This window comes from Algibacter sp. (assembly GCF_029245835.1).
In the GTDB taxonomy this organism is placed as follows: Bacteria; Bacteroidota; Bacteroidia; order Flavobacteriales; family Flavobacteriaceae; genus Algibacter_B.
This window is the reverse complement of sequence record NZ_JAQWOO010000034.1, coordinates 1-23,699: the sequence shown is the minus strand read 5'-3', so window position 1 is coordinate 23,699 and position 23,699 is coordinate 1. Positions and strand designations below refer to the sequence as shown.

Below are 23,699 nucleotides of genomic sequence, written 5' to 3'. Positions count from 1 at the left end.
GAGTTTGGCGATATAGAAATCGCTTTGCTCTATTTTAACAACATTATTATTTACTATTAAAACAAAGAGCGTCAAAATAAAACCTAAATGACCAAAAATAAAAAGATCGCCTAAATTGTTTTTAGACGACCTCTTTTTTGTGATCTCAATTAAACCAAGTGCCTACTTAGTATTATAAAAATTATTTATGTTTTGCATTTAATATATAAATAAAAACACATGAAATATTTTTTTAAAATTTGCAGCGTGATATGAGATAATAGGCTCAAATTATTTAAACAACCAAAAACGATTTTTATTTATTATGGAAAGTAATCATCTTAGTCAGCTAAACAGCAAATCGCTACTATCAAAAATATTAATCCCACTTACTTGGGGTATGTTTTTGATTAATGCATATTTATTAATTTTTTATTTTTCTGAATTTCCTTCTTGGACTTACGAAAACTTAATTCAAATTAACGGGTTCAGTATTGTTATTTGGACGGTCGTGTCATTTTTTACCGCAATCATTCAAATGTATTCGTCAAATTACATGAAAGGTTTTAAGAAGAAGAAAAGCTTTTTATTGCTTTGTCTTGCATTTTCATTATCAGTCATGCTATTTGTAATCTCAAATCATGTCGTGCTACTAGTTCTATTTTGGTTCTTAATGGGATTAATTATGTCAAAACTCATTGGAATTGATTCAGATTGGAAAGAAGCACAGCATGCATCAAAATTTGCCAGAAGTAATTATTTTGGAGGGGTTTTATTTTTCACAATAGGTATAGCACTATTGGCATTTTCAACAGATAGCTTCACTAGAACAAATATCTTATCGAATTTGGCAAGTAGTCCAAAGTGGATCCTAACACTCGCTTCACTGTTTATAATTGTTGCAGCGATAATTCAATCCGCAATTTTCCCCTTTCACAGATGGTTACTATCAGCTATGACCGCTCCAACACCAGCATCAGCACTTATGCATGCGGGATTTGTAAACGGGGCAGGTATACTTTTAACCCTTTTTGCTCCTTTATTCTTTGAAGCAAATGTTTTATTACTCATTTTTATAATAGGTGGAGTAACCGCCATTGTAGCTCAGTTTAGTAAATTACTTCAGGTTAATGTGAAACAAAAATTGGCATGTTCTACAATAGCTCAAATGAGCTTTATGGTTATGCAATGCGGATTAGGGTTTTTCACAGCAGCTATTACACACCTAATACTTCATGGTTTTTATAAAGCGTATTTATTCTTATCCGCAGGAGAAGAGGTTAAAAATTCACTGCCAAAACCATCAGCAAAAATGGTTATTAAACCGCTACAAGCTCTTGTAATTACTGTTTCAGCTATTTTAGGAGGATTACTTTTTGGACTAATAACAGGAAAAGGTTTAGGCTTAGACAGCGGATTATTCTTAACATTTATAGTTGCCATAACTGTTGGGCAAGTGGTTTACAACATCATCAACCACGCTAATATTTCAGCACTAAAAAAAGGAATTATTACACCACTATTAATAATTGTTGGAATTGGAGTGTATGCACTAGTTTTTAATGGTGTAACCTTATTAATGTATGATATGCCAATGGCTAATGTAGCTATTGCTTTAACACCAGTACACATCATTTTTGGTATCGTTTTCTTAGTCGCATTTCACATCATGTTGTCTGGAGTTTACAGAAAAATTCCATGGCTCTATGTTAAGTTAATGAACATATCTCAACCCTTAAATAAATCAGTAGTTTCCTTTAAAACCAAATAAGTTATGAAAAAGAGAGAACAAATACTTTTAAGTTTAGAAGCCGCTTCGCAACGCATAGGAACCACATGGCCTTTATATTCTTTTGTGGCTTCAAACCCCTTATCTGGTTATGAGAAGTTACCTTTTGAAGATGCTGTAAAGGAAGCTGAATATTATTTAAAATCGAAATCATATCCTAGCGCTTCTGTTTACAGAACTGCTTTAAAAAACAATGATATTGATAGAGCCACTTTAGATGAATTTTTAAAAGAAGCCGAATATTTTGAAACTCCAGAAGTGTACTTAAAACAAATGGAAGTTGCCGATAATAAGCCAAAACCGGAACAGTCAAAATTGGACGTTATTATGACGAAGTGGTTGGCTGCTTTTATGGATGAAGGTATGGCTGAATGGCAAATGCCAAATAAAGAAAAAGGGTTTTTTAAAGCTTGGAAAGCACTAGCAAGTTATGATAAAGACATTGGAAGTCCAAGTTTAAAACACCTGCCAGAAACCAGTATTGAAACTTTAGAACAAGTTTTAAGCGCACACCATATTAGAAATTACAACAACGTGTTTTCTGCACACCTTTCAGCGTTACCAGGATGGACGGGTTACATAAAACATCGTGTAAATACTAATTCTGTTTGGCAACAACAATTTCCTATATCTATTGAAGATTATTTAGCAGTAAGATTAACTATTGCAAATCACTTAGGGTTTCCCTTAGAAGTTTCAGAAAAAAAGATTGAAAAATCTTTGAATGAAGACTTACAACAACTTTGGTTAAGAGCTTGGGAAAAGACCTTCCAAAATAGATTAACATCAATTTTAGCAGAAAGTAGTTCTAATGAAAACTTGAAAGCAGAAGTAGAATTACCAGATGCTCAAATGGTATTTTGTATTGATACACGATCAGAATTAATCCGAAGACATGTTGAAGCTTCAGGAAATCATGAAACTTTTGGTTATGCAGGATTCTTTGGGATTGCTGCAGATTATCAACACTATGAAGAAGACATAAGCATAAAGTCGTGTCCTCCAATTGTTGGGTCGCCTTATAAGATTTCAGAACGTCCAGTTGAACATGTATCTAATAAAGACGCTGCCTTTAAGCAGAATAAAAAGGTAGAGAAATCTAAAAATCTTATCCTAAAACGATTAAAAAATATGCTACCATCATCTTTCGGCTTTGTTGAAGGTTCAGGCGCATTTTATGGCGTATCGCTTATTGCACGATCGATTGTACCGAAAGCATTTTTAAAAGTTAAAAACAGCAACAAGCCTGATTATGAGTCTTTTTGTGAACCACAAATCACTTATAACGATGATAAGCACAATACCATAGCCCTTAAAGAAAAAGTAGCTATTGTAAAATCTGGATTCGATTTGATGGGATGGAAACATTTTGCGCCACTAGTGTTGTTTGTTGGTCATGGAAGCAAAACGGCAAATAATCCATTTGGATCTAGCTTGGATTGTGGCGCATGTGCTGCAAACCCAGGGAGACATAACGCCAGATTATTAGCATCTCTGGCTAATGAAAAAGCTGTACGAGCCATTTTAGCAGAAACACACAACATACAAATTCCTGAAAACACAGTGTTTATCGGTGCAGAACATAATACAACTACTGATGATATTGTATTGTTTGATAGTCAAGTGCCAGAAACGTTTCATGATAAAATAAACGTATTAAAAGAAAACCTCAAAAAAGCTCAAGAAACCGCCACTTCAGAGCGATTAGGTGTTACTTCTGGAAGTGTAGCATTGGCAGAATCTAAATCTATCAACTGGGGAGAAACAAGACCAGAATGGGGCTTAGCTAAAAATGCCGCTTTTATTGTAGGTTCTAGAAAACTAACAGCATCAAATAATTTAGATGGAAGATGTTTTATGCACTCATACAATTGGAAGTTAGATCCTGAAGGCAAAGCTTTAGCAGGTATTATGGGAGGCCCAATGGTAGTGACTCAGTGGATTAATAATCACTATTACTTTAGTACAGTAGATAATAATAAATTTGGAGGAGGCTCTAAAATAACACATAATGTTACAGGGCATTTTGGAGTGGTTCAAGGTAATGGAGGCGACTTGAAAATGGGATTACCATTGCAGTCTTTAAAATCTTCGGATACCGAAATGTATCATCAACCACTACGATTAACAACAATTATTCATGCGCCATTGGAGCGCGTAGAATCTATAATTAGAGACAACAAACATATTCAAATGTTACTAGATAATGAATGGATGTATTTAAAAGTAATGGATGCGAGTAGTGACTCAAACACGATTAGAACCTATACCAAAAATTTTAATTGGCACCCAGAAGTTTCAAATCACCTCGACAACATTAAAAGCTCGAGAGTAAATGTTTATTAATCTAAAAAATTGTTATGAAAAACAACAAGTATAAAATATTAGTGCTTTCAGATTTAAAAGAAAAGTCAGTTCAAGCGTTAAGCTATGCTGCTAAATTATCTAAGGAGATTGATGCGAATGTTGAGTTCTTTTATGTGAAATCCGCAATAGAGGTTGCACAAATAGAAAACCCGTTATCTGCCATACGATTAATAACTGATGTTGGTAATCAAACAGATAAAAAAATAAAAGATTTAGTGACCCCAATTTCAAAAGAAAATAATATTAAAATTAAGAGAACTTTTGCGTTTGGGAATGTTAAAAATGAAATCCAAAATTGCATAAATACGTCTCAACCAGATATCATTATTCTTGGAGAAAGAAAGCAGAAAAGATTCAATTTCCTTGGAGATAACATAACCCGTTTAGTTCATAAAAATTATGCCGGTGTTGTTTTTGTAGCTACAGATAAAAATATTTTTGATTCTAGAGGTAAAGTGTCTTTAGATAATTTAGGACTAAAAAATAGTATAGCTAATTATAATATAAAACCTAAAAAAGAATTGATGGCTTAGATTAAGTTTTTCAAATTATTTTTCAACACCTTCATGTACATAGAAATTATGTTATGGAGGTGTTGCTGTTTTAGTTAATTTCTAAATAAAGTTGTAGTCTCGATTTTTAATATTTTAAAAATTAAGTTAACTTCGGTGAATATTATATATAAAAATATGAAGAATTTATTCTCTAATATAAAAGGTGATGCCTTTGGAGGAATTACAGCTGGTATTGTTGCATTGCCATTAGCGCTAGCCTTTGGTGTGTCCTCAGGCTTAGGTCCTACAGCGGGTCTTTATGGTGCTATTTTTATAAGTTTCTTTGCAGCACTTTTTGGTGGCACAAACACCCAAATTTCTGGACCTACAGCACCAATGACTGCTGTAAGTATGATAGTTATTGCAGGTATTATTGCTTCAAATGATGGTGATGTTTCAAAAGCATTACCTGTTATTCTTACCGTATTTTTGTTAGCTGGTTTAATGCAAATTGGTTTAGGTATTTTAGGGCTAGGAAAATATATAAGATATATTCCTTACCCCGTAGTTTCTGGTTTTATGACGGCCATTGGAGTTATTATTTTGCTAACACAAATTTTACCATCATTGGGTTATTATCCAAAAGAAGATATGGTGTTTGTTGAGACGTTTAAGCCGCAAGCAGAAGAAGTCATTTTAGAAAACATATTGAAAGAAGAAGCTGGAGAAGGGATTTTAGTACTTGAAAATTTTAAGGAAACCATTAATCGTGCGCAAGAAATTTCACAAGCAGATATTTTAAAGGAATCTCAAACTTTGGCGGCGAAAGAAACTGCGGGTGCTTTAGGTGCTATTAAGGCCATTCCAAAGGCGCTACAAAATATAAACTGGCTGGAGTTAATTTTAGCGTTGGGAACTATCTTGATTATTTATGGATTTAAGAGAATTACAAAAGCCGTGCCTAGTACTTTGGTAGCATTGGTAGTCATGTCGGGAATCGCTGTGGGTTTCGGGTTAAATTACAGACCTATTGAAGAAATTCCAAGTGGCTTGCCAATTCCCAACCTAGAGATTTTTACGAGTTTTAGTATAACGAGTATAACACCTTATGTTTTTACAGCATTAACTTTAGCGCTTTTAGGAGCTATAGATTCATTGCTTACAAGTGTGGTGGCAGATAACATGACCAAAACTAAACATAAACCAAATAAAGAATTAGTGGGTCAAGGTATAGGTAATAGTATTGCTGCAATTTTTGGTGGTATTCCGGGGGCTGGAGCAACAATAAGAACAGTTGTGAATATTACGTCTGGTGGGAAAACAAAACTTTCAGGGATGATTGCTGGTATCATGTTATTAATTATTCTTTTAGGATTAGGACCGATTGCTTCTCAAATTCCTGCAGCAGTATTAGCAGGAATATTAATTACAGTAGGTATTGGCGTTATGGACTATAAGGGCTTAAAAGCCATTCCTAATTTACCAAAAGATGTTAAAATTGGTCCAATTAAATTTAGTATGGAAGTTTTAATTATGTTGATTGTATTATTACTCTCTACATTTTGGAACTTGGTTTATGCTGTAGGCATTGGTTTAATAATAGCCTCATTGATGTTTATGAAAAAGATTGGAGATTTAACAGCAGAACGTTCTATTGTAAAACCTCTCAAGGAAGAGGCTTGGGCAGATGAAGGAGCATTTCCTTCAAACTTAAAAGAAGAGGTATTTATAAAACACTTAAAAGGGCCTTTGTTTTTTGGTTCTACTAGCGATTTTCAGCAACTTACGGCCCAAATACCAGATACTGCCAAAATTGTTATTTTAAGATTAATTCGTATGCATTATATGGATCAGTCTGGTTTATATGCCATAGAGGATATGCTTCAGGATTTAAAAAAGAATAATGTTGAAGTATTATTTGTAGGTTTACAAAAACAACCGCGTTATATGATGGAACGGATTGATATTATTCCAGATTTTATACCAAATGAACATATTTTTAAAGATTTTGAAGCGTGTATGAAATGGGTTGTAGTTAATGTAAAAGACGAATATTAATCATAAAAAATACAGAATTATGAAAAATACATATTATCATCAGCTATTGGAAAATAATAAGGATTGGGTACAAGCGAAGATTGAAAATAACCCATCCTATTTTGAGGAATTATCTAAAGGTCAAAAACCACCAGTTTTATGGATTGGATGTGCCGATAGTAGAGTGCCAGCAAATCAAATAACAGGGACTCTTCCTGGGGAAATTTTTGTGCATAGAAATATTGCAAATATGGTGGTACATACCGATATGAATATGTTAAGTGTGTTAGATTATGCTGTAAATCATCTAAAAGTAAAACACGTTATTGTTTGCGGGCATTATGGATGCGGAGGTGTACAAGCTGCGATGCAGAATAAATCGTTAGGTTTGATTAATAAGTGGATAAGAAATATAAAAGAAGTTTATAAAGACAACTATACAGAGCTTAAAAAAATACCTGATGATAGAAAACGTTTTGACAGACTGGTTGAGTTAAACGTAATTGCACAAGTATACGATTTAGCAAAAACATCTATTGTGCAGCAAGCTTGGAAAGACGACACGGGTTTAGAAATACACGGTTGGGTGTACGGTTTGAATGACGGTCTTATAAAAGATTTAAGAGTTTCTATGGACAGTGCCGCACATCTTGATGATATTTTCACGTTAGATTTAGATTAGTATTTTCTATAAAAAAGCAACATTTTTTAGATTTAGCTTTAGGTCATTTGAATAAAAGCGTAATAAATAGGCAATCCTAGAGTGATATTGAACGGAAATGTTATTCCGAGAGCCATAGGAATATAAATACCTGCATCAGCCCTTGGTTCTGCAAGCTTCATGGTGGCAGGTACAGCAATGTAAGAAGCCCCAGCACCTAGTATAGCAAACAATAACCTATTGCCTTCACTATCTGTTATAAACCCACTTAAATAGGCTACTATTAATCCGTTGATTAATGGCACAACAATTCCGAAGGCAAACAAAAAGAAACCATACTGCTTAAATCCTTTGATTCGCCTTGCTGTTACCATTCCCATTTCTAGTAAAAACAGCGATAAAAAGCCTTTAAAAATATCTGTTGTAAAAGGCTCAATACCTCTGGCCTGAGTGGCGTCGGCAACTAATCCAATAACCAAACTTCCAATAAGCATTAAAACACTACCACCTGTTAAAGAGTGTTTTATTAGAGAACCCATTGATTTTTTTTCTTCACTCTTTTTTCCAGCATCATAAAGCATAATTAAAATAACTCCAACTATAATTGCCGGAGATTCCATAATAGCCATAATAGCCACCATATGACCTCCAAAGCTAATACCTTGGTTTTCTAAAAACGAAACCGCAGTTACGAAAGTTACAGCACTTACCGACCCGTAAGCAGCAGCAATAGCTCCAGCATTAGGGACACCCACCTTTTTCTTTAAAGCAAAAAATGTGTAAATAGGAACTAGGCTTGATAGCAGTATAGCAAATATTATCGAGTATAAAATTTCAGAATTAAATTCGCTGTGTGATAATTCTTGCCCGCCCTTAAATCCAATGGCAAACAATAAATAGAGAGAAATAAATTTCGAGGAGTTTTCAGGAATTTTTAAATCACTTTTTAAGACTGTTGCTAATATCCCTAGTATAAAGAACAAAAGTACGGGGTTGGTTAAGTTGCTAATAAGTACATCTATATTCATGTGGTTGGTTATTTTTAATTCCGCGCAAATTTATATCACCTCATTCATATATTTTTATTTAAATTTGTTATTACAAGTATTAATATTTTTTATGAATTTTACATTGCACCAATTAAAAGTCTTTAGTGTTATTGTTCAAAACAAAAGCATCACTAAAGCTGCCGAAGAGTTAAATATGACCCAACCAGCGGCATCAATTCAACTAAAAAATTTTCAAGACCAGTTCGATATTCCACTTACAGAAGTGATTGGAAGGCAGCTATATGTTACCACTTTTGGAATGGAAATTTATGAAACAGCAGAATCTATTCTTAACAAAGTAGGCGCCATAGCCTATAAAACAGAATCTTTTAAAGGGCTGTTGTCTGGAAAATTAAGAATTTCAGTAGTATCAACAGGTAACTACGTAATGCCTTATTTTTTAAAGGGTTTTTTAAAAAAACACCCACAAATTGATTTGGTATTGGATGTATCAAATAAAACCAATGTTATAAAAGATTTAGAGCAAAACGAAGTCGATTTCTCTTTAGTAACTGTAAGTCCAAGACACTTAGATTTGAATGAAGAACCTATTATGACCAATCAACTTCACTTGGTTGCTGCATCAAGTCATGATTTAAATATTAAAAAAATTGAAGATAAATCTATATTCAATAGAATCCCCTTAATTTACAGAGAGGAAGGTTCTGGGACACGCTTTACCATGCAACAGTTTTTTACCGAGGAAGCTATAAAACCTAAAATAAAATTAGAATTAACTACCAACGAAGCTATAAAACAAGCTGTGGTTGCAGATATAGGAATGTCCATTGTATCGCTTTTAAGTATCAAAAATGAACTATCACAAAATGAATTAAAAATTATTCCTGTAAAAGGCCTACCCTTAGAATCTACATGGAAACTCATTTGGCTTAAAAAGAAAAGTTTATCACCAGTAGCATTGGCCTTTTTAGATTATGTAAGACAAGAAAAAGATCAGGTTTATAACGAATTTTTTAAGTGGATGGAAGTCTATTAATCGTTAGTTTTAGAAGCATCATCTTCCGTATTCTCTAATATATTCGGAAAAATCATTGGCACCAAAGATTTTACATGTGTATAAAGTACAGATTCCTGTTTGGTATCCTCATCCAAAAGTGTAATAGTATTATTCAGTTTATCAAAAACATTTAAAACCACACTTAAAATTAAGGCAATTTTCAAGGCTCCAAAAACACCTCCAGCGAGCTTATTTATAATTCCTAAAGCAGCAAAATTGGCTAATTTAGTCAATGCTTTTCCAGCAATCCCAATAGCTAAAACAATGATTACAAAGGTTATAGCAAAAGCAGTAATGTTAATGGTTTTCTCATTCCACTCTGTTCTAGTTTGCAAAAATTCGGCGACAAAATTGCTAAAATGAATAGCGCCATAAACACCCGCAACCAAAGCAACTAAAGAGGCAACTTCTACAAAAAGCCCCTTCATCAACCCACGAACAAGCCCAAATAAAATTAACGCACCTAAAACAATATCTATAATACCCATAAATAAAAAAATTTAAACAAATATACTAACACTTAGGTTTATTAACTTTGCTGCTTTAAAATTAGTTGAACTCATCCCGATTTAATATCTGGATCTCATTATAATTATAATAACTTTAATGGCAAGAGACGAAGAATTAAAAGCCCGTTGGGAATCGGTAGTAAAAAAACTATCCAATCAATTTGCAGATGGAGACACTTTAGATCTTGATGCCATTATATACCTCATTGGCGTGCAGGAGTTAGGTCAGTTAGAAAGAGCATTTAAAAAAGACCAAAAACTAGACCTTATGCATATAGCTATTTGTAAGCTACTTACACCTTATGGCTATTACGAACTCGATTTTGTAGATGATGAAGGCTGGCCACATTTTAAAACGCTAGAAGCTTTACCCCATTTAAAAGCAGGCGAGCAAAGTGTTTTAATGAAAGAAGCCATAGTAAACTACTTTTTAGAAACCGAATATATCAATTAAAGTAATTTGGGCGTTACCACAAGGGTCGGGCTTTCGGTAGTCGCTTTTTTGTGTTGCATAGGTGCAACAACACAAAAAGAGCTTCAACAATACCTTAATCCCTAACGCAGAAACGACTCTCCTAAGTCATTGCGAACCAAATTTTTGAGTTGCTGTGGCAATCTGTTTATTTTTTGACAGATTACTTCGTCGTTTCCGCCTCCTAATGACAATATTTTGATTAAATTTGCCATCATTTTAAGGATCTCATGATAGATAAGATAAACCAACTCATAACAGAAGCTGAAGCTTTTAAAGCCGAAACCAAAGAAGAGGTAGAAGCATTTCGTATAAAATATCTAGGTAAAAAAGGATTATTAAACGATTTTTTTGCGGAGTTTAAAAATGTAGCAAACGACCAAAAAAAGGAATTTGGTCAAACCATAAATACCCTTAAAAAAACGGCTGAAGATAAGGTAAACGCTTTAAAAGAAGAGTTAGAAAGCAAAGAAGAAGTAAAAGGCGTTTATGGCGATTTATCTCGCCCAGGCGAGCCTGTTCAAATCGGTGCGCGTCATCCTATTTCTATTGTAAAAAATCAAATTATCGATATTTTTTCACGTATAGGTTTTAACGTTAGTGAAGGTCCAGAAATTGAAGATGATTGGCATAATTTTACAGCATTAAACTTACCAGAATACCATCCAGCACGAGATATGCAGGATACCTTTTTTATTCAAACAAACCCAGATATATTATTGCGTACACACACCAGTTCGGTACAAGTACGTTACATGGAAAACAATAAGCCACCTATTAGAACCATTTCTCCAGGTAGAGTTTATAGAAACGAAGCTATTTCAGCACGTTCGCACTGTTTTTTCCATCAAGTGGAGGGCTTGTATATTGATAAAGATGTAAGTTTCGCAGATTTAAAACAAACACTGCAACATTTCACTACTGAAATGTTTGGAAAATCTAAAATACGTTTACGTCCATCATACTTCCCGTTTACAGAACCAAGTGCTGAGGTAGATGTGTATTGGGGTTTAGAAACCGAAATTGACTACCGTATTACTAAAGGTACAGGTTGGTTAGAAATTATGGGTTGTGGTATGGTAGACCCTAACGTATTAGAAAACTGCGGTATAGATTCTAAAGAATACTCAGGTTTTGCTTTTGGTATGGGTATAGACCGTATTGCTATGTTATTACATCAAATTGGTGATATCCGTTTATTGAGTGAAAATGATGTTAGATTTTTAGAGCAGTTTAAATCTGCTTTGTAGTTTTTCATTCCTGCGAAGGTAGGAATCTTTCCAATTGAATTTCTTAGTTTATTATGAAAGCTGATATCATTATCCCAAAAGTAGAAGACGTTTACATTGCCATAGTAAACGAATACAACGCTGTTTATAAAACTCAAGATTGGAATGCCTACATCATTAACAACAAAGATGTTGATTTGGATATGATTTTGATTGTTACAAGTGGCTATTCCAAAAACAAGACAACTTCAGTTTTTAGAAAAAAGTTAGATACACTCCCAAAAAAAAGTTATGCCAAGATTGAGTTGATGCAAGAGGAATTATTTGCGCTCAATAACACCTTTAAAGTGTCTTTTTTTGAAGGTAATGCTATGTTTGATAAAACCTATTTATTCAGAAAAAACACCATTAATTTAAAAGCTTTACAAGCTATTCCTTTAATGGAAGCTAAAGGGGTTTTGGTGAAGTAAGTACCCTTCCGTCTTTGATTTCCCTTAAAGAAATCAAATCCACCTTCCCTTGAAAGGGAAGGATTTATGTTCACGGTCCAATTTAATATTTTAGTTAAAATACAATATAATTATCTTTTTATATTAATCGAAAGTAATTGGATTAAAGACGAGGTGGTTTTTTAAACAAGATGGTTTTTTACAAAATTTCAAAATGCGAACTTATTTCTTCTAATACAAATTCAAGATCTTCAAAAACTAATTTGTTCTCAAATCTTATAACTTTAAAACCTAAGGTTTCTAATCTATTTGTTCGTTCTAAATCATAATTTTGTTGGGCGAAGTCTAAATGATATGCGCCATCTAGTTCGATAATAATTTTTTCTTTAGGGCAGTAAAAATCTACTATAAAGTTTTCTATACTGTGCTGTCTTCTAAATTTACGACTACTTAATTGTTTTCTTTGAAGGTGTTTCCATAAAGTAGCTTCAGCTGAAGTTAAATTTTTTCGGAGTTCTTTTCTGCGCGCTTCTAAATATTTATGATTATGGATATTTTTCATGTTTTAAACCCTTCCGTCTTTGATTTCTTTAAGGGAAATCAAATCCACCTTCCCTTAAAAAAGGGAAGGATTTATGTTCATGTTCCAATTTAAGTTTTTAGTTAAAATACAATATAATCAGTTATTTTATTAATCGAAAGCAATTATTTTAATCCTTCAATATTAAAGACGAGGTGGTTTTTTTAACAAAGTGGATTTGCATTAGAACTCACAACTTAAAGCTTTATATCCAGACACTTAGGAGTGTTATCGCCAAAAATAAATGATTGATTTAGAAGTTTTATTGAGTTGTGTGTTCTCTTACTTTGCAGACCTTAAAGGAGGCTTTTTTAATCTAACTTTTCCGTCAATTTCTTAAATACCTTTTTAGGGTTTTTATTTTCGTATAGAATCTCATAAACCGCATTAATAATGGGAATTTGTGCTTTTTTTGCACTTTTTTCATGAAGTAAATGAGCACTTTTCGTGGCATAATACCCTTCTGCAATCATACTCATTTCCATTTGAGCTGATTTTACGGTATAGCCTTTGCCAATCATATTTCCAAACATTCTATTTCTTGAAAATACCGAGTAACCTGTTACCAATAAATCGCCTAAATAAGCGGAATTATTAATGTTGCGCTTCATTTTATGACGTTTTTTTATAAAGCGTTTCATTTCGCGTATAGCATTACTCATAAGTACGCTTTGAAAATTATCACCATAGCCCAAACCATGTGCTATTCCTGCTGCTATAGCGTAAATATTTTTAAGCATTACGGCATATTCAATACCAATAATATCATCACTAGTTTTGGTTTTAATATAATCGCTAGATAAAGAATTGGCAATAGTTTCGGCCTTTTCGCTATCAGAACATGAAATGGTTAAATAAGATAAACGCTCAAGAGCAACCTCTTCTGCATGACAAGGACCAGCTATAACAGCTATATTATCATAAGGAATTTTGTAAGTTTCATGAAAATGCTCGCCTACTAAAAGCCCTGTTTCTGGCATAATGCCTTTAACAGCAGAGACAATGGTTTTATTTGAAATATCTACGGTTAGTTTTTCTAACTCACTATGAATAAAGGCAGAAGGAATTACAAAGATTAAAACATCAGCATATTCGGCTATTTCATTAATATCATTACTAAGTTTTAACTGCTTTAAATTAAACTCAACCGAGCTTAAATAATTAGGGTTGTGCTGCTCTCTCAATAAATGTTCTTTGGTATAAACACTTCGCATATACCAACCAATTTCATCTAAGTTTTCACAAAGCATTTTCACAATAGCTGTTGCCCAACTTCCTGCACCAAAAACCGCATATTTTAAAGGTTTATCCATGATATAACATTGTCTTTATTACTTCAAAAATACGTAAAATATTAGTCATTTTAAAGCATTGAAAGACAAGCTGTTTGTTTTTTGGCACGCGTTTTGAATCTCTATAAACAAGAACCCTAAAATGTTATATTATGAAGACTATAAAAATACTTTCAAGTTTTGCTTTAATAGCGACTCTTTTCACTTCTTGTTATACTGAAGTTATAGTAGATGATTTTAATGATGTGCCAGGACTTACAGTAAATCAATTATTAAACACTCATGAGATTTGGTATGTTGATATTAATAGTACTGTTGGTTATGGAGAAACTCCTTTTTTACAAAAGGCTTTCACTATTTCGTTTAGAAATGGTGTGGTTTATGCAAATAATAATATAGCTGGATTAGGTGCAAATGGTAATGGATTTGGGATTGATATTGGTGAATATGATGCGTATAATATGATTTTAGATGTGCAGCATGATATTGATGGTTTTTCAACTTTTGATGTTTATGAAGTAGATTACAACACGATTGAATTATACAACCCAAATAATGATACCTCATATTTTTTAGATGGTTACCAACGTAATAATTTTGACTACGACTTTGTATTCTATGATAATATTCATTACTTCTTACAAGAATATGAGGCATGGGAAAAAACATATACTAGTGAGTTTGGCGCTATAAATGAATTTGATAATGAAAACTACTTACAGTTTTTAGCCGGCGGAAATGACTCAGAATTTAGAAGCTCTCAAGACGGTAACGGAACTAGAACAAACAATTTGTATTGGGATTACACAGGGGTTTATGGTGTAGATGATATTAATGGAAATGAGCTCTTGAAAATTTTAACATTAGATTATGATTACTTGGGCAATGAGTTTTTTGAATTGAGCGTTATAAATGACAGCAAGATAGAGTTATTTCATCCTGCATCTGAAACGGTTTATGAATTTGAAGGCAGAGGATACATACAGTATTTAAAATCTGAAGATAAATCTAAAAAGGTAAAAGTACAGACTGATAAATTGCGTAAACATAGAAAAGATAAAGTTACAAACCCTAGAGTAAATAAACGAAAGGTTTAATTAAATAAAGTGAAATTTCACTAATAATTTTGGTTGGTTATTTAGTTTAGAAACCGTTTAAAGCGTCTTGCTTTAAGCGGTTTCTTTTTTTGTATTTTTTTTGTGACTAATATGTGTTTTAGTGTCTTAAAAATATTAGCCATTAAAACATAGATGCAAGATGGGATTATTTTCATTCATGAAAAATGCTGGTGATAAAGTATTTGTAGTTGAAAAAACATATTTACCTGAGTTCGATTATTAAAACAGGCAAACTTGATTGGAATTTATAGTTTGAAATTTAATAGACGGTTTTTTAGGCAAGAAGCTATATGCGATAAGCCCTGAAATCAGGTTGCTAAGAAAGTTCCCAAAGCTTCTGTGTCTAGAGTGTTCTATTTGGCAAATATTTTTGAGTTCATCATTTACAGTCTCAATGACAGAGCGTTTTCTAAGTAGTATTTTATCAGATATGGTCATCAAGCAGTTTTTCATGTTATTCCTGATATGCGTGATAAGCTGAACACCGTCAACAAACAGTAGCTTTGCGAGTTCTTTGCCCAGATAGCCTTTGTCGGCAAAGAGTTTGCCAAATATTTTGTCTAAAAAGCGTTCTTGTTTTAAAGGTGCCCTATCATCTTCGCTGGCCTGTGTAATGGTAAAGTTCAAGATCTCTCCTTTGTCATTAATGATGATATGGAGCTTAAATCCGTGAAACCAGCCCATGGTGGATTTCCCTGTATTGGCAATACCTTTAAATACTTTGTTTCGATTGATACGCTTGTTTTTACAAACTCTTACAGGTGTAGAGTCTATGAAAGAAATACCCGTGCATTTCCCTAAACAGCAGGTCTTTAAGAACATGACCATTGGCATTAGGTTAGACTGCATAAGTTCTGTAAATCGGTTATAGGAAACCGTCTCTGGGAATTCCTTTTTCATATGTTTCTGAACGTAGTAAATGTAAAAGTGCTTGAAAGTCCTGAAACCCCCTAAGTGAAAAAGGACAGAAATGGTCAGGACTTCACTTTTTGACATGGTTGGCGGTCGCTTGGGATTGTTTCCCAGTAGTGCTTTATCAACAATTTGGTCATATTCCTTACAAAATTCATCAATAACACAAAATAAATCTGTAATTTTAGAGTAACAAAACATAGATAGGTTTTTAGATTAATAAATTGAATTTCAGTACTTTAATTTACTAAAAATCTATCTTTTTTACTATTAAAACTTATCTAAATATTAATCGAACTCAGGTAAATAGACTTTTTTACCATATATCTAGTTATTAGTTAATATGGGTTACCGTTAATCTAAAATCAGCTTTTTTATATGGGATTATTCATATTAATTGATAATTTAGCATAAATGTATGCCCCAAACTATACATTTAATAAACAGAATCTGATTTTTTTTTTTATTCCTAAAGAATTAAATCTTTAACAAAAAACACCTACTTAAATACATGGATATATCCAAATACATAGACTATACATTATTAAAACCAACTACTACAGAAGGAGAGATTATTGAATTATGTGATAAAGCTAAAGAAAATGGCTTTTATAGCGTTTGCATTAGTAGTTGTTATGTCGCTTTGGCAAAACAATTATTAGAAGATTCAAAAGTTAAAGTATGTACTGTTGTTGGATTTCCATTAGGAAGCATGTCAACAGAAGCTAAAGTATTTGAAGCTGAAAAAGCTATTGAAGATGGTGCTGACGAAATTGATATGGTTATTAACCTTGGCTATTTAAAAAGTAGAAATCACGTCTCGGTTTTAAAAGATATTAGCGATGTAAAATTAGCCATAGGAAAAACGCCTTTAAAGGTTATTCTTGAAATTTCGGAATTAAATAAAAATGAAATTATAAAAGCCTGTGAAATATGTTTAGATGCTAGGACAGATTTTATTAAAACCTCAACTGGTTTCTCTAAAAATGGTGCTACATTAACAGCCGTTAAAATCATTAAGAAAACGGTACGTGGTAGAGCCAGAATTAAAGCTTCTGGTGGGATTATCGATTTGGATACTGCTTTAAAATATATAGATGCAGGTGCAGAAAGAATAGGTACTTCAGTTCCTATGAAATCTAAAAAAAATAGCAGGCAAATAAGAAACACTAAGATTTATAAAGATTATATTGAAACCGTTTTAAATACCAAAAGTTCAAATACGAAAGAGGTTGAAAAAAATACCTAACTAACGATATTTTTAGTTACCTTAAGTCTTAAAAGCTGAATAAAATTAAATAATTTTATTCAGCTTTTTCATTATAACAAGCTTCTAAAAGTTAAGTATCTTAAGACTACTAATCGCATTTGCCACTCATAAAGAAATTCACTAATTTGTTTTTTTATATTAGAAAAACTTATTACACCTTTAAACTGATGAAAGTCATAGTTTACAAATGGTAATAATATGCATTTTAGCAAAATATTTATAAACTCTAAAAGTCCTTATTTTAACAATAATCAAAACTATATTATCCATGAAATTATTAAATCGATATATAGATCACACGCTTTTGAAGCCCAATGCCACAAAACAAGATATTATAAAGCTATGTGATGAAGCTAAGGAACATCATTTTTATTCAGTTTGCATAAACAGTTCTTATGTTGCTCTAGCAAAAGCACAGTTAAAAAATTGTGAGGTTAAAATCTGTACTGTAGTTGGTTTTCCATTGGGTGCTGCAAGTACCCATGCTAAAGTAGAGGAAACTAAACAAGCCTTGAGTGATGGAGCAGATGAAATCGACATGGTTATTAATGTAGGATTTCTAAAAAGTAAAGACTTTGATGCTGTTTGGAAAGATATTGAAGCCGTTAAACAACAATTACCTAATAACATTTTGAAAGTTATTTTAGAAACGTGTTTATTAGATGAATTTGAAATTATTAAAGCCAGTGAATTAGCTATACAAAGCGGTGCTGATTTTATTAAAACATCTACTGGATTTGGCACTGGAGGGGCTACTATAAACGACGTCAAATTAATGAAAAGTGTATGTAAAGATTGCTTAAAAATAAAAGCATCTGGAGGTATTAGAGACCAAAAAACGGCCTTAGCATATATTAATTTAGGGGTGAGCCGATTAGGCACTTCTTCAGGAATCGCTATAATTAAGGGCAAACAATCAAATTCAACGTATTAATATTTAGAATTATGAGCATTCATATTGAAGCCAAAAAAGGTGAAATTGCAGAAACTATTTTACTTCCAGGTGATCCTTTAAGAGCCAAATGGATTGCAGAAACTTTTTTTGAAAACCCAGTTTGTTTTAATGAAGTTAGAGGTATGTTAGGCTATACCGGAACATATAAAGGAAAGCGTATTTCGGTTATGGGAACAGGTATGGGTGTGCCCTCTATATCTATTTATGCTCATGAACTTATAACAGATTATGGCGTAAAAAACCTAATTAGAGTGGGTAGTTCTGGATCCTACCAAAAGCATATAAAAATTAGAGATATTGTTCTAGCCATGGCGGCGTCTTCCAATTCTGGGGTTAACGAACTTCGTTTTGGCGGTGCAGATTATGCACCAACAGCAGATTTTGAATTATTTCAAAAAGCTGTTGAAACGGCAAAAAAGAAGAATATCCCTTTAAAAGCTGGTAATGTTTTTACTTCTGATGAGTTTTATGCAGACGATTTTGAATCCTATAAAAAATGGTCGAAATTTGGAGTACTTTGTGTAGAAATGGAAACTGCTGGTTTATATACTATCGCAGCCAAACATAATGTTCGCGCCTTAACTATTTTGACTATTTCTGACTCTTTAGTTACAGGCGAAAGAACCACACCAAAAGAACGCGAAACGACCTTTAAAGACATGATAGAAATTGCTTTAGAACTTGGAGATTAGATTAAATTTCACAGTCTGTCCCACAAACTTTTGCCCTAACACATTTAAAGCAGATTTGGTTAATTGCATAACTCTTGGGTAACCGCCAGTTGTTTGACAATCTCGCATTAATACAATAAGCTTGCCTGAAGGGGTTAATTGCACAGTTCCGGGCAATACAGGAGAAGTAATGATACTTTCTAAACTATTTTCAATAGGCGATTCAAGTTGATAAGCCATTCTGTTATTTAATTTTGAAATGGTGAAGTTTGTGTTCAATACCTGTTCTTGTTGTTTAATAGAAAGCTTTTCAAACTCTGGACCTTTAAGGACGTTTAATGTTGAATTTAATAGATAAGAACTATTAATTCTAAGATTGGAATAATGTCTTTCATGCTTTAAACTAGAAGGTTCTATAGCTAATTTATCACCTTTTCGAATTGTAGATTGTGCAGTAATATGCTGATACATACTTCTGCTTTCCATAACTTTTTCAGTTTTAAAACCACCTAAAACCGACAAATAACAACGACATCCACTTTCTAGTTTTCCAAAAGACAAAACATCACCACTATGCACTTTAAAAACCTTATTATTTTTTATAGGTTTTTTATTCAATTGAGGATTCATATACGCCCCAGACAAACAAATTAAGGTGTCGCACTCAAACTTTAATTTAGCTCCTATAATGGTCATTTCTAGAACGGCATCTTTAGTATTATTTCCTAAAAGCAAATTAGCAATTGTAGCAGCTTGTTCATCCATAACGCCAGAATACGGTACACCATAATCCTGAAACCCATATCGTCCTAAATCTTGAATACTTGAATAAAAACCTGCCTGCAATACGTCAACCATTAATTCCCTCGCTTTCTAATACATATGTGTTGTTTTTAACTAAATTTTTAATGTGATTATACGCTTCAATATCAATAGAATAAAACTGAACTTGATCTCCTGCTTTTGCGAAACATGGCGAATCTTGTTTCGGATTAAAAAACGGAATTGGAGAATTTCCAATAACGTGCCAACCACCAGGACTTTCAATAGGATAGATACCTGTTTGATTGCCTCCAATGGCAACCGCACCCTTTTCAACTTTTAAACGCGGTGTCGCTTTTCTAGGAGTAAATAACGTCTCATGTAAACCACTTAAATATAAAAACCCAGGCAAAAAACCAATAAAACAAACTCTATAAATAACGTTTGTATGCCTCTTAATAATCTCATCTATTGGAATTTTTTTTGATTTAGATAGCGCCTCAATATCAAAAGCAAATTGCGCATCATAACAAACGGGAATTTTCCATAATCGAGAGTTATATGTTTTCTTTGAAATACTCGTTGTTTTATAAATAGCATTTAAAACCTTAATTTCTTCATCATAAGCCCTTAATTTTTTATCATAAACCACCAGTAATGAATTGTAAGCAGATCGAATTTCTTTTATATGTTTTAATCCATTTAAATGAATTAAATCTTTGAAATGAAGTAAATCAAATAGAATGTCGTCTTGAATAAAAGAAGGCCATTCAATTAAAATGGAACGCTCGCCATAAAGCTTATATGTGAGTGAAAAAGTCAATTTTAAATCATCGGATTTTTATACCTTTATTTTTCAATCGACTCACCAAATTCGAGAGTAAATTAACCGCATCTGGACCATCACCATGTACACAAAATGTTTTCGCTTTAATGGGAATAGATTTACCTGAAATGGTTTTAACTTCTTTATTTAAAATCATGTTATAAACATGTTCGAACATCAATTCTGAATTAGTGATTAAGGCATTTTCTTCACTTCTAGAAACAAGTGTTAAATCATCATTATAATTTCTATCTGCAAAAGCCTCGTACATAATTTGGATATTGTTTTGAATAGCTACATCTGCAATAACAGATTTAAAAGGCACATACAATTCTACTGGAACTCTTAGGGCTTTTACAACCTCTACAATAACATGAGCCGCTTTTTCATCAACTGCAGCTAAATTATATAGTGCGCCATGAGGTTTTATATGATGAAGTGGTACATGCTCTTCATCTAGAATCGAAATTAAATCTTTAATTTGATTTTTTATCGATGTATAAAGGGTTACACAGGACATATCCATAACTATTCGTCCGAAATTATCTTTGTCTGGAAACGACGGATGCGCTCCAATTTTAACACTATGTTGTTTTGCTAATTTCACTACAGAACGCATGGTTTCCTTATCTCCTACATGACCACCACAAGCAATATTACATGAGGACATATAAGGCATAAGCTGAGATTCATTACCAACCATCTCGCCTGTATCCACATTAATATCTATAATATAATTATTCACTGTAAAATATTTAATCCAAAAACCTTATTAATTGTAACAATTGAAAGTATTATAGTAACCACTAAGATAAGACATCCTAAAATATTCTGCTTGGTACTATTTTTATAAACACCAAGAATTGAAGACTTATTCATGACCCAAATTAATACTGTAGCAATAACGGGCAATAAAACACCATTTGCAACTTGAGCAAATTTAATAATTTCAATAGGCTTAATATTTAAAGACGAAAAGACAACCCCTAAAATTAAAATAAACATCCAAACACCTCTAAACTTTGTTGATTTTAAATTTGATTTCCATCCCAAACAACCACAAGCCACATAAGCTGCTGCTAAAGGTGCAGTAATAGCACTGGTTACACCAGCTGCAAATAGACCTATAGCCATAAAATATTTTGAAAAACTACCAAAAAGGGGTTCTAATCCTTTGGCTAAATCTGCCCCATTTAATATGTCTTGAGATTGAATGGTTGTGGCCGAAACTATGATACACATAGATACTAATCCTCCTAAAAGAACGGCGATAACCGTGTCTTTTCTAGCAAAAGTTAAATCACTTTTTTTATGCCATTTTTCCTTTACCAATGCGGCATGTAAAAACAAATTATAGGGTACAACCGTTGTCCCAATTAATCCAGTGATAATTAACAGACTACCATCAGGAAAACTAGGTATAAAAGCCCCTCTTAAAATAGCATAGAGATCAGGTTTAGTCAAAATAGCTGTTATAAAAAAAGCAATACTCATAAGTATAACGAGCGCAACTAAAACGCGTTCCAATACTTTATAATTACCAATAAAAAGCAATCCAAAAGCCAATGCACCAATAAGAATACTAAAACCATTAAAAGTAAATCCTACTAAATGTAAAGTGGGATTAGCAACCAAGGTTTCTAGTCCTAAAACGCCTCCTAAAATATTACCGGCTTCATATGCGGCGTTACCAATAACTATGGCAGATAAAATTAAAATTACGGTAAGTCCTTTTAAAATAGGATTATTAATCTCTGTTCTAATAATTTCAGACAGTCCTTTTTGAGTAATAATCCCTAACCTCGCCGCTATTTCCTGAAGCACCATTGTCGCCACGATAGAAAGCACCATAGCCCAAAGTAAAGCATAGCCAAAACCTATTCCTGCAATAGTGCACATGGTAACGGTACCTGGACCAATAAAAGCTGCTGCTACTAAGGGACCTGGACCTATATTTTTTAACCAATTTTTAATCATTCTTTAATTGAGTTCAAGGCATAAATAGCAAAACTTCCTAGCCAATGTCCTCCCTCGTAGCTATCTCCAAAAATACTCGGTAGTGAATAATTGACGTGCTTATTTGCGATACTCCTAAGATGCTTATACTCTGGCAAATCTTCAGAAATTTTATTTAAACTCCATGCTCTAGAAAAATTAACACCATCCAAATGCACTAGATGACCATCAGTTCTATCAGAAACAACACCTACTTCCAAATCATAATGTTTGTCTTTTAATTGTGGAAGAAAATCATTTAACCAAACCCTAAAATCTTCAACAGGCAATAATCGTTTCATTAAGGCAGCTTCTTCTAAGCAGGGCGATAGAAAATCACTGCCACTAGGCTCCCAAGACATGGGACCATTTTTATCTTTTGAATAGAAAAACATCGCGCGCGATTGGATTGCAGATTTTAATGCCTCATGGTTTAGTGTTTCTGCATAATCATAAGAAAATGATAAGCCAAAGGCAGTATTTGTATGTGTTCCCACGCGAAGCGGGTAATTTAATTTAGGAAGGAATTCAATATATTTTTCAATAATCAAATCTGTTAAGGGTTGCAAATTAGTTTCTAATTGTCTTGCCGTTTCATCATCCCATGTATGCAATGCTTCGGCTAGTTTTAATAACCACGCCCAACCATATGTGCGTTCATACGATGTGTTATGCTTTCCATAGAAATAAGCAACCTCAGCTTCAATATTTTCTTTTGAAATATTATTGAGCAATTTTTGTTTAATAGCTTCAGCATGCGCCAGATTTGGAAACGACTTTAATAAACTTACTAAACTCCAATGCCCATGGACGGATGAATGCCAATCAAAACAGCCATAAAATGCAGGATGTAATTCAGTAGGCGCTTTCAAGTCCGCCTCACCGCCTAAAGTTTGCGACAAGCGGTTTGGGTATTCTGTGTTTATGCAATCTAGTGGTAAATTGGCTAGTTTATTAGCTTGCTCTATGTTTAAAATAGGAACTTTAACAATCTCAATAGGTTTGGTTTGTTCCAACTCGTTTTTTTCATCTTTTGAGTTGTTACAGCTAAAAGCAAGCAATACAACTAAAACGTTTATAACTTTTTTCATCTTATAAAAATATAAAATAATTACCTTAAATATTTTTAATGAATATCCGTAATATATCACAATTAAAAATTTATTCATAAATTAGCTAAAAATTCCACCATATGAATATCTTCAGTTTTACAGCAAATTTTGATAGTGAAGCTTCTTGTATCGCTCACTTTAAAGCACATCGTG

At 33.0% G+C, this 23,699-nt stretch carries 23 protein-coding genes; 13 read left to right on the top strand and 10 right to left on the bottom strand.

What is annotated here, in order from left to right; translation table 11 throughout:
- Positions 1–304 precede the first annotated feature (304 nt).
- From P8K68_RS05925 to can, 5 genes are all read left to right on the top strand, one after another.
- On the top strand, positions 305–1,750 hold the full coding sequence (locus tag P8K68_RS05925; RefSeq protein ID WP_300248774.1) for a proton-conducting transporter membrane subunit: 1,446 nt from the start codon (positions 305–307) through the stop codon (positions 1,748–1,750).
- Between the two features lie 3 nt (positions 1,751–1,753).
- A complete protein-coding gene (locus tag P8K68_RS05920; protein ID WP_300248773.1) occupies positions 1,754–4,114 on the top strand; it encodes a DUF2309 domain-containing protein in 2,361 nt (786 codons plus the stop codon).
- A 14-nt stretch (positions 4,115–4,128) separates the two neighbouring features.
- On the top strand, positions 4,129–4,668 hold the full coding sequence (locus P8K68_RS05915; RefSeq protein WP_300248772.1) for a universal stress protein: 540 nt from the start codon (positions 4,129–4,131) through the stop codon (positions 4,666–4,668).
- Positions 4,669–4,824: 156 nt separating this feature from the next.
- A complete protein-coding gene (locus P8K68_RS05910; protein WP_300248771.1) occupies positions 4,825–6,687 on the top strand; it encodes a SulP family inorganic anion transporter in 1,863 nt (620 codons plus the stop codon).
- 19 nt (positions 6,688–6,706) lie between these two features.
- Positions 6,707–7,348, top strand: a complete 642-nt coding sequence (can, locus tag P8K68_RS05905; RefSeq protein ID WP_300248770.1) for a carbonate dehydratase — start codon at positions 6,707–6,709, stop codon at positions 7,346–7,348.
- A 38-nt stretch (positions 7,349–7,386) separates the two neighbouring features.
- On the opposite strand, the gene P8K68_RS05900 is transcribed toward can, so the two are convergent.
- On the bottom strand, positions 7,387–8,355 hold the full coding sequence (locus P8K68_RS05900) for a sodium-dependent bicarbonate transport family permease (RefSeq protein ID WP_300248769.1): 969 nt from the start codon (positions 8,353–8,355) through the stop codon (positions 7,387–7,389).
- A gap of 91 nt (positions 8,356–8,446) precedes the next feature.
- Here P8K68_RS05900 and P8K68_RS05895 point away from each other — a divergent pair, with 91 nt between their 5' ends.
- Positions 8,447–9,373, top strand: a complete 927-nt coding sequence (locus tag P8K68_RS05895) for a LysR family transcriptional regulator (protein WP_300248768.1) — start codon at positions 8,447–8,449, stop codon at positions 9,371–9,373.
- On the opposite strand, the gene P8K68_RS05890 is transcribed toward P8K68_RS05895, so the two are convergent.
- Complete coding sequence (locus P8K68_RS05890) at positions 9,370–9,882, bottom strand: CvpA family protein (protein ID WP_300248767.1); 513 nt, start codon at positions 9,880–9,882, stop codon at positions 9,370–9,372. The genes P8K68_RS05895 and P8K68_RS05890 overlap by 4 nt on opposite strands.
- A 118-nt stretch (positions 9,883–10,000) precedes the next feature.
- Here P8K68_RS05890 and P8K68_RS05885 point away from each other — a divergent pair, with 118 nt between their 5' ends.
- The 3 genes from P8K68_RS05885 to P8K68_RS05875 all read left to right on the top strand — a co-directional run bounded on the left by P8K68_RS05885 (position 10,001) and on the right by P8K68_RS05875 (position 12,074).
- The gene (locus P8K68_RS05885) at positions 10,001–10,357 is read left to right on the top strand and encodes a hypothetical protein (protein ID WP_300248766.1); all 357 of its coding nucleotides are present in this window, start codon (positions 10,001–10,003) and stop codon (positions 10,355–10,357) included.
- 248 nt (positions 10,358–10,605) lie between these two features.
- Positions 10,606–11,625 (top strand): phenylalanine--tRNA ligase subunit alpha, encoded by a 1,020-nt coding sequence (pheS, locus tag P8K68_RS05880; protein ID WP_300248765.1) that lies wholly within the window; start codon positions 10,606–10,608, stop codon positions 11,623–11,625.
- Positions 11,626–11,678: 53 nt separating this feature from the next.
- Entirely contained in the window at positions 11,679–12,074 is a 396-nt protein-coding gene (locus tag P8K68_RS05875) for a hypothetical protein (protein WP_300248764.1), read from the top strand.
- A gap of 178 nt (positions 12,075–12,252) precedes the next feature.
- Here the strand turns inward: P8K68_RS05875 and P8K68_RS05870 are convergent, their stop codons facing one another.
- A complete protein-coding gene (locus tag P8K68_RS05870) occupies positions 12,253–12,615 on the bottom strand; it encodes a DUF559 domain-containing protein (protein ID WP_300248763.1) in 363 nt (120 codons plus the stop codon).
- 329 nt (positions 12,616–12,944) lie between these two features.
- Positions 12,945–13,946 (bottom strand): NAD(P)H-dependent glycerol-3-phosphate dehydrogenase, encoded by a 1,002-nt coding sequence (locus tag P8K68_RS05865; protein WP_300248762.1) that lies wholly within the window; start codon positions 13,944–13,946, stop codon positions 12,945–12,947.
- Between the two features lie 131 nt (positions 13,947–14,077).
- On the opposite strand from P8K68_RS05865, the gene P8K68_RS05860 reads away from it, so the two are divergent.
- On the top strand, positions 14,078–15,022 hold the full coding sequence (locus tag P8K68_RS05860; RefSeq protein ID WP_300248761.1) for a nicotinic acid mononucleotide adenyltransferase: 945 nt from the start codon (positions 14,078–14,080) through the stop codon (positions 15,020–15,022).
- Between the two features lie 240 nt (positions 15,023–15,262).
- On the opposite strand, the gene P8K68_RS05855 is transcribed toward P8K68_RS05860, so the two are convergent.
- Positions 15,263–16,156 (bottom strand): IS982 family transposase, encoded by an 894-nt coding sequence (locus tag P8K68_RS05855; RefSeq protein WP_300248760.1) that lies wholly within the window; start codon positions 16,154–16,156, stop codon positions 15,263–15,265.
- 310 nt (positions 16,157–16,466) lie between these two features.
- Here P8K68_RS05855 and deoC (P8K68_RS05850) point away from each other — a divergent pair, with 310 nt between their 5' ends.
- The 3 genes from deoC (P8K68_RS05850) (at position 16,467) to deoD (ending at position 18,872) form a co-directional block, all read left to right on the top strand.
- Positions 16,467–17,204 (top strand): deoxyribose-phosphate aldolase, encoded by a 738-nt coding sequence (gene deoC / locus P8K68_RS05850; protein WP_300248759.1) that lies wholly within the window; start codon positions 16,467–16,469, stop codon positions 17,202–17,204.
- A gap of 289 nt (positions 17,205–17,493) precedes the next feature.
- Complete coding sequence (deoC, locus tag P8K68_RS05845; RefSeq protein ID WP_300248758.1) at positions 17,494–18,159, top strand: deoxyribose-phosphate aldolase; 666 nt, start codon at positions 17,494–17,496, stop codon at positions 18,157–18,159.
- An 11-nt stretch (positions 18,160–18,170) separates the two neighbouring features.
- Positions 18,171–18,872 carry a purine-nucleoside phosphorylase gene (deoD, locus tag P8K68_RS05840; RefSeq protein ID WP_300248757.1) on the top strand — a complete coding sequence of 234 codons (702 nt, stop codon included), beginning with the start codon at positions 18,171–18,173 and terminating at the stop codon, positions 18,870–18,872.
- Here deoD and P8K68_RS05835 read toward each other — a convergent pair.
- The 5 genes from P8K68_RS05835 to P8K68_RS05815 are packed head-to-tail and all read right to left on the bottom strand — an operon-like array spanning position 18,855 to position 23,525.
- Positions 18,855–19,709, bottom strand: coding sequence for a biotin-dependent carboxyltransferase family protein (locus P8K68_RS05835; protein WP_300248756.1), 855 nt, complete (start codon positions 19,707–19,709; stop codon positions 18,855–18,857). The two genes, deoD and P8K68_RS05835, sit on opposite strands and share 18 nt — an antisense overlap.
- On the bottom strand, positions 19,702–20,436 hold the full coding sequence (pxpB, locus tag P8K68_RS05830) for a 5-oxoprolinase subunit PxpB (protein WP_300248755.1): 735 nt from the start codon (positions 20,434–20,436) through the stop codon (positions 19,702–19,704). Before pxpB ends, P8K68_RS05835 begins: the two co-directional genes overlap by 8 nt.
- 7 nt (positions 20,437–20,443) lie before the next feature.
- On the bottom strand, positions 20,444–21,184 hold the full coding sequence (pxpA, locus tag P8K68_RS05825; RefSeq protein WP_300248754.1) for a 5-oxoprolinase subunit PxpA: 741 nt from the start codon (positions 21,182–21,184) through the stop codon (positions 20,444–20,446).
- Positions 21,181–22,416 (bottom strand): Nramp family divalent metal transporter, encoded by a 1,236-nt coding sequence (locus tag P8K68_RS05820; protein ID WP_300248753.1) that lies wholly within the window; start codon positions 22,414–22,416, stop codon positions 21,181–21,183. The genes pxpA and P8K68_RS05820 overlap by 4 nt, the downstream gene beginning before the upstream one ends.
- Complete coding sequence (locus P8K68_RS05815; protein WP_300248752.1) at positions 22,413–23,525, bottom strand: DUF2891 domain-containing protein; 1,113 nt, start codon at positions 23,523–23,525, stop codon at positions 22,413–22,415. Before P8K68_RS05815 ends, P8K68_RS05820 begins: the two co-directional genes overlap by 4 nt.
- Positions 23,526–23,699 lie beyond the last annotated feature (174 nt).

What these genes read in the sequence shown, in the direction of transcription:
- P8K68_RS05920 (WP_300248773.1), top strand. Translation starts at nt 1,754, where the DNA reads ATGAAAAAGAGAGAACAAATACTTTTAAGTTTAGAAGCCGCTTCGCAA.
- can (WP_300248770.1), top strand. Translation starts at nt 6,707, where the DNA reads ATGAAAAATACATATTATCATCAGCTATTGGAAAATAATAAGGATTGG.
- P8K68_RS05910 (WP_300248771.1), top strand. Translation starts at nt 4,825, where the DNA reads ATGAAGAATTTATTCTCTAATATAAAAGGTGATGCCTTTGGAGGAATT.
- P8K68_RS05855 (WP_300248760.1), bottom strand. Translation starts at nt 16,156, where the DNA reads ATGTTTTGTTACTCTAAAATTACAGATTTATTTTGTGTTATTGATGAA.
- P8K68_RS05925 (WP_300248774.1), top strand. Translation starts at nt 305, where the DNA reads ATGGAAAGTAATCATCTTAGTCAGCTAAACAGCAAATCGCTACTATCA.
- P8K68_RS05875 (WP_300248764.1), top strand. Translation starts at nt 11,679, where the DNA reads ATGAAAGCTGATATCATTATCCCAAAAGTAGAAGACGTTTACATTGCC.
- pheS (WP_300248765.1), top strand. Translation starts at nt 10,606, where the DNA reads ATGATAGATAAGATAAACCAACTCATAACAGAAGCTGAAGCTTTTAAA.
- P8K68_RS05895 (WP_300248768.1), top strand. Translation starts at nt 8,447, where the DNA reads ATGAATTTTACATTGCACCAATTAAAAGTCTTTAGTGTTATTGTTCAA.
- P8K68_RS05885 (WP_300248766.1), top strand. Translation starts at nt 10,001, where the DNA reads ATGGCAAGAGACGAAGAATTAAAAGCCCGTTGGGAATCGGTAGTAAAA.
- P8K68_RS05870 (WP_300248763.1), bottom strand. Translation starts at nt 12,615, where the DNA reads ATGAAAAATATCCATAATCATAAATATTTAGAAGCGCGCAGAAAAGAA.
- P8K68_RS05835 (WP_300248756.1), bottom strand. Translation starts at nt 19,709, where the DNA reads ATGGTTGACGTATTGCAGGCAGGTTTTTATTCAAGTATTCAAGATTTA.
- P8K68_RS05815 (WP_300248752.1), bottom strand. Translation starts at nt 23,525, where the DNA reads ATGAAAAAAGTTATAAACGTTTTAGTTGTATTGCTTGCTTTTAGCTGT.
- P8K68_RS05865 (WP_300248762.1), bottom strand. Translation starts at nt 13,946, where the DNA reads ATGGATAAACCTTTAAAATATGCGGTTTTTGGTGCAGGAAGTTGGGCA.
- P8K68_RS05860 (WP_300248761.1), top strand. Translation starts at nt 14,078, where the DNA reads ATGAAGACTATAAAAATACTTTCAAGTTTTGCTTTAATAGCGACTCTT.
- deoD (WP_300248757.1), top strand. Translation starts at nt 18,171, where the DNA reads ATGAGCATTCATATTGAAGCCAAAAAAGGTGAAATTGCAGAAACTATT.
- deoC (WP_300248759.1), top strand. Translation starts at nt 16,467, where the DNA reads ATGGATATATCCAAATACATAGACTATACATTATTAAAACCAACTACT.
- P8K68_RS05890 (WP_300248767.1), bottom strand. Translation starts at nt 9,882, where the DNA reads ATGGGTATTATAGATATTGTTTTAGGTGCGTTAATTTTATTTGGGCTT.
- P8K68_RS05915 (WP_300248772.1), top strand. Translation starts at nt 4,129, where the DNA reads ATGAAAAACAACAAGTATAAAATATTAGTGCTTTCAGATTTAAAAGAA.
- P8K68_RS05900 (WP_300248769.1), bottom strand. Translation starts at nt 8,355, where the DNA reads ATGAATATAGATGTACTTATTAGCAACTTAACCAACCCCGTACTTTTG.
- deoC (WP_300248758.1), top strand. Translation starts at nt 17,494, where the DNA reads ATGAAATTATTAAATCGATATATAGATCACACGCTTTTGAAGCCCAAT.
- P8K68_RS05820 (WP_300248753.1), bottom strand. Translation starts at nt 22,416, where the DNA reads ATGATTAAAAATTGGTTAAAAAATATAGGTCCAGGTCCCTTAGTAGCA.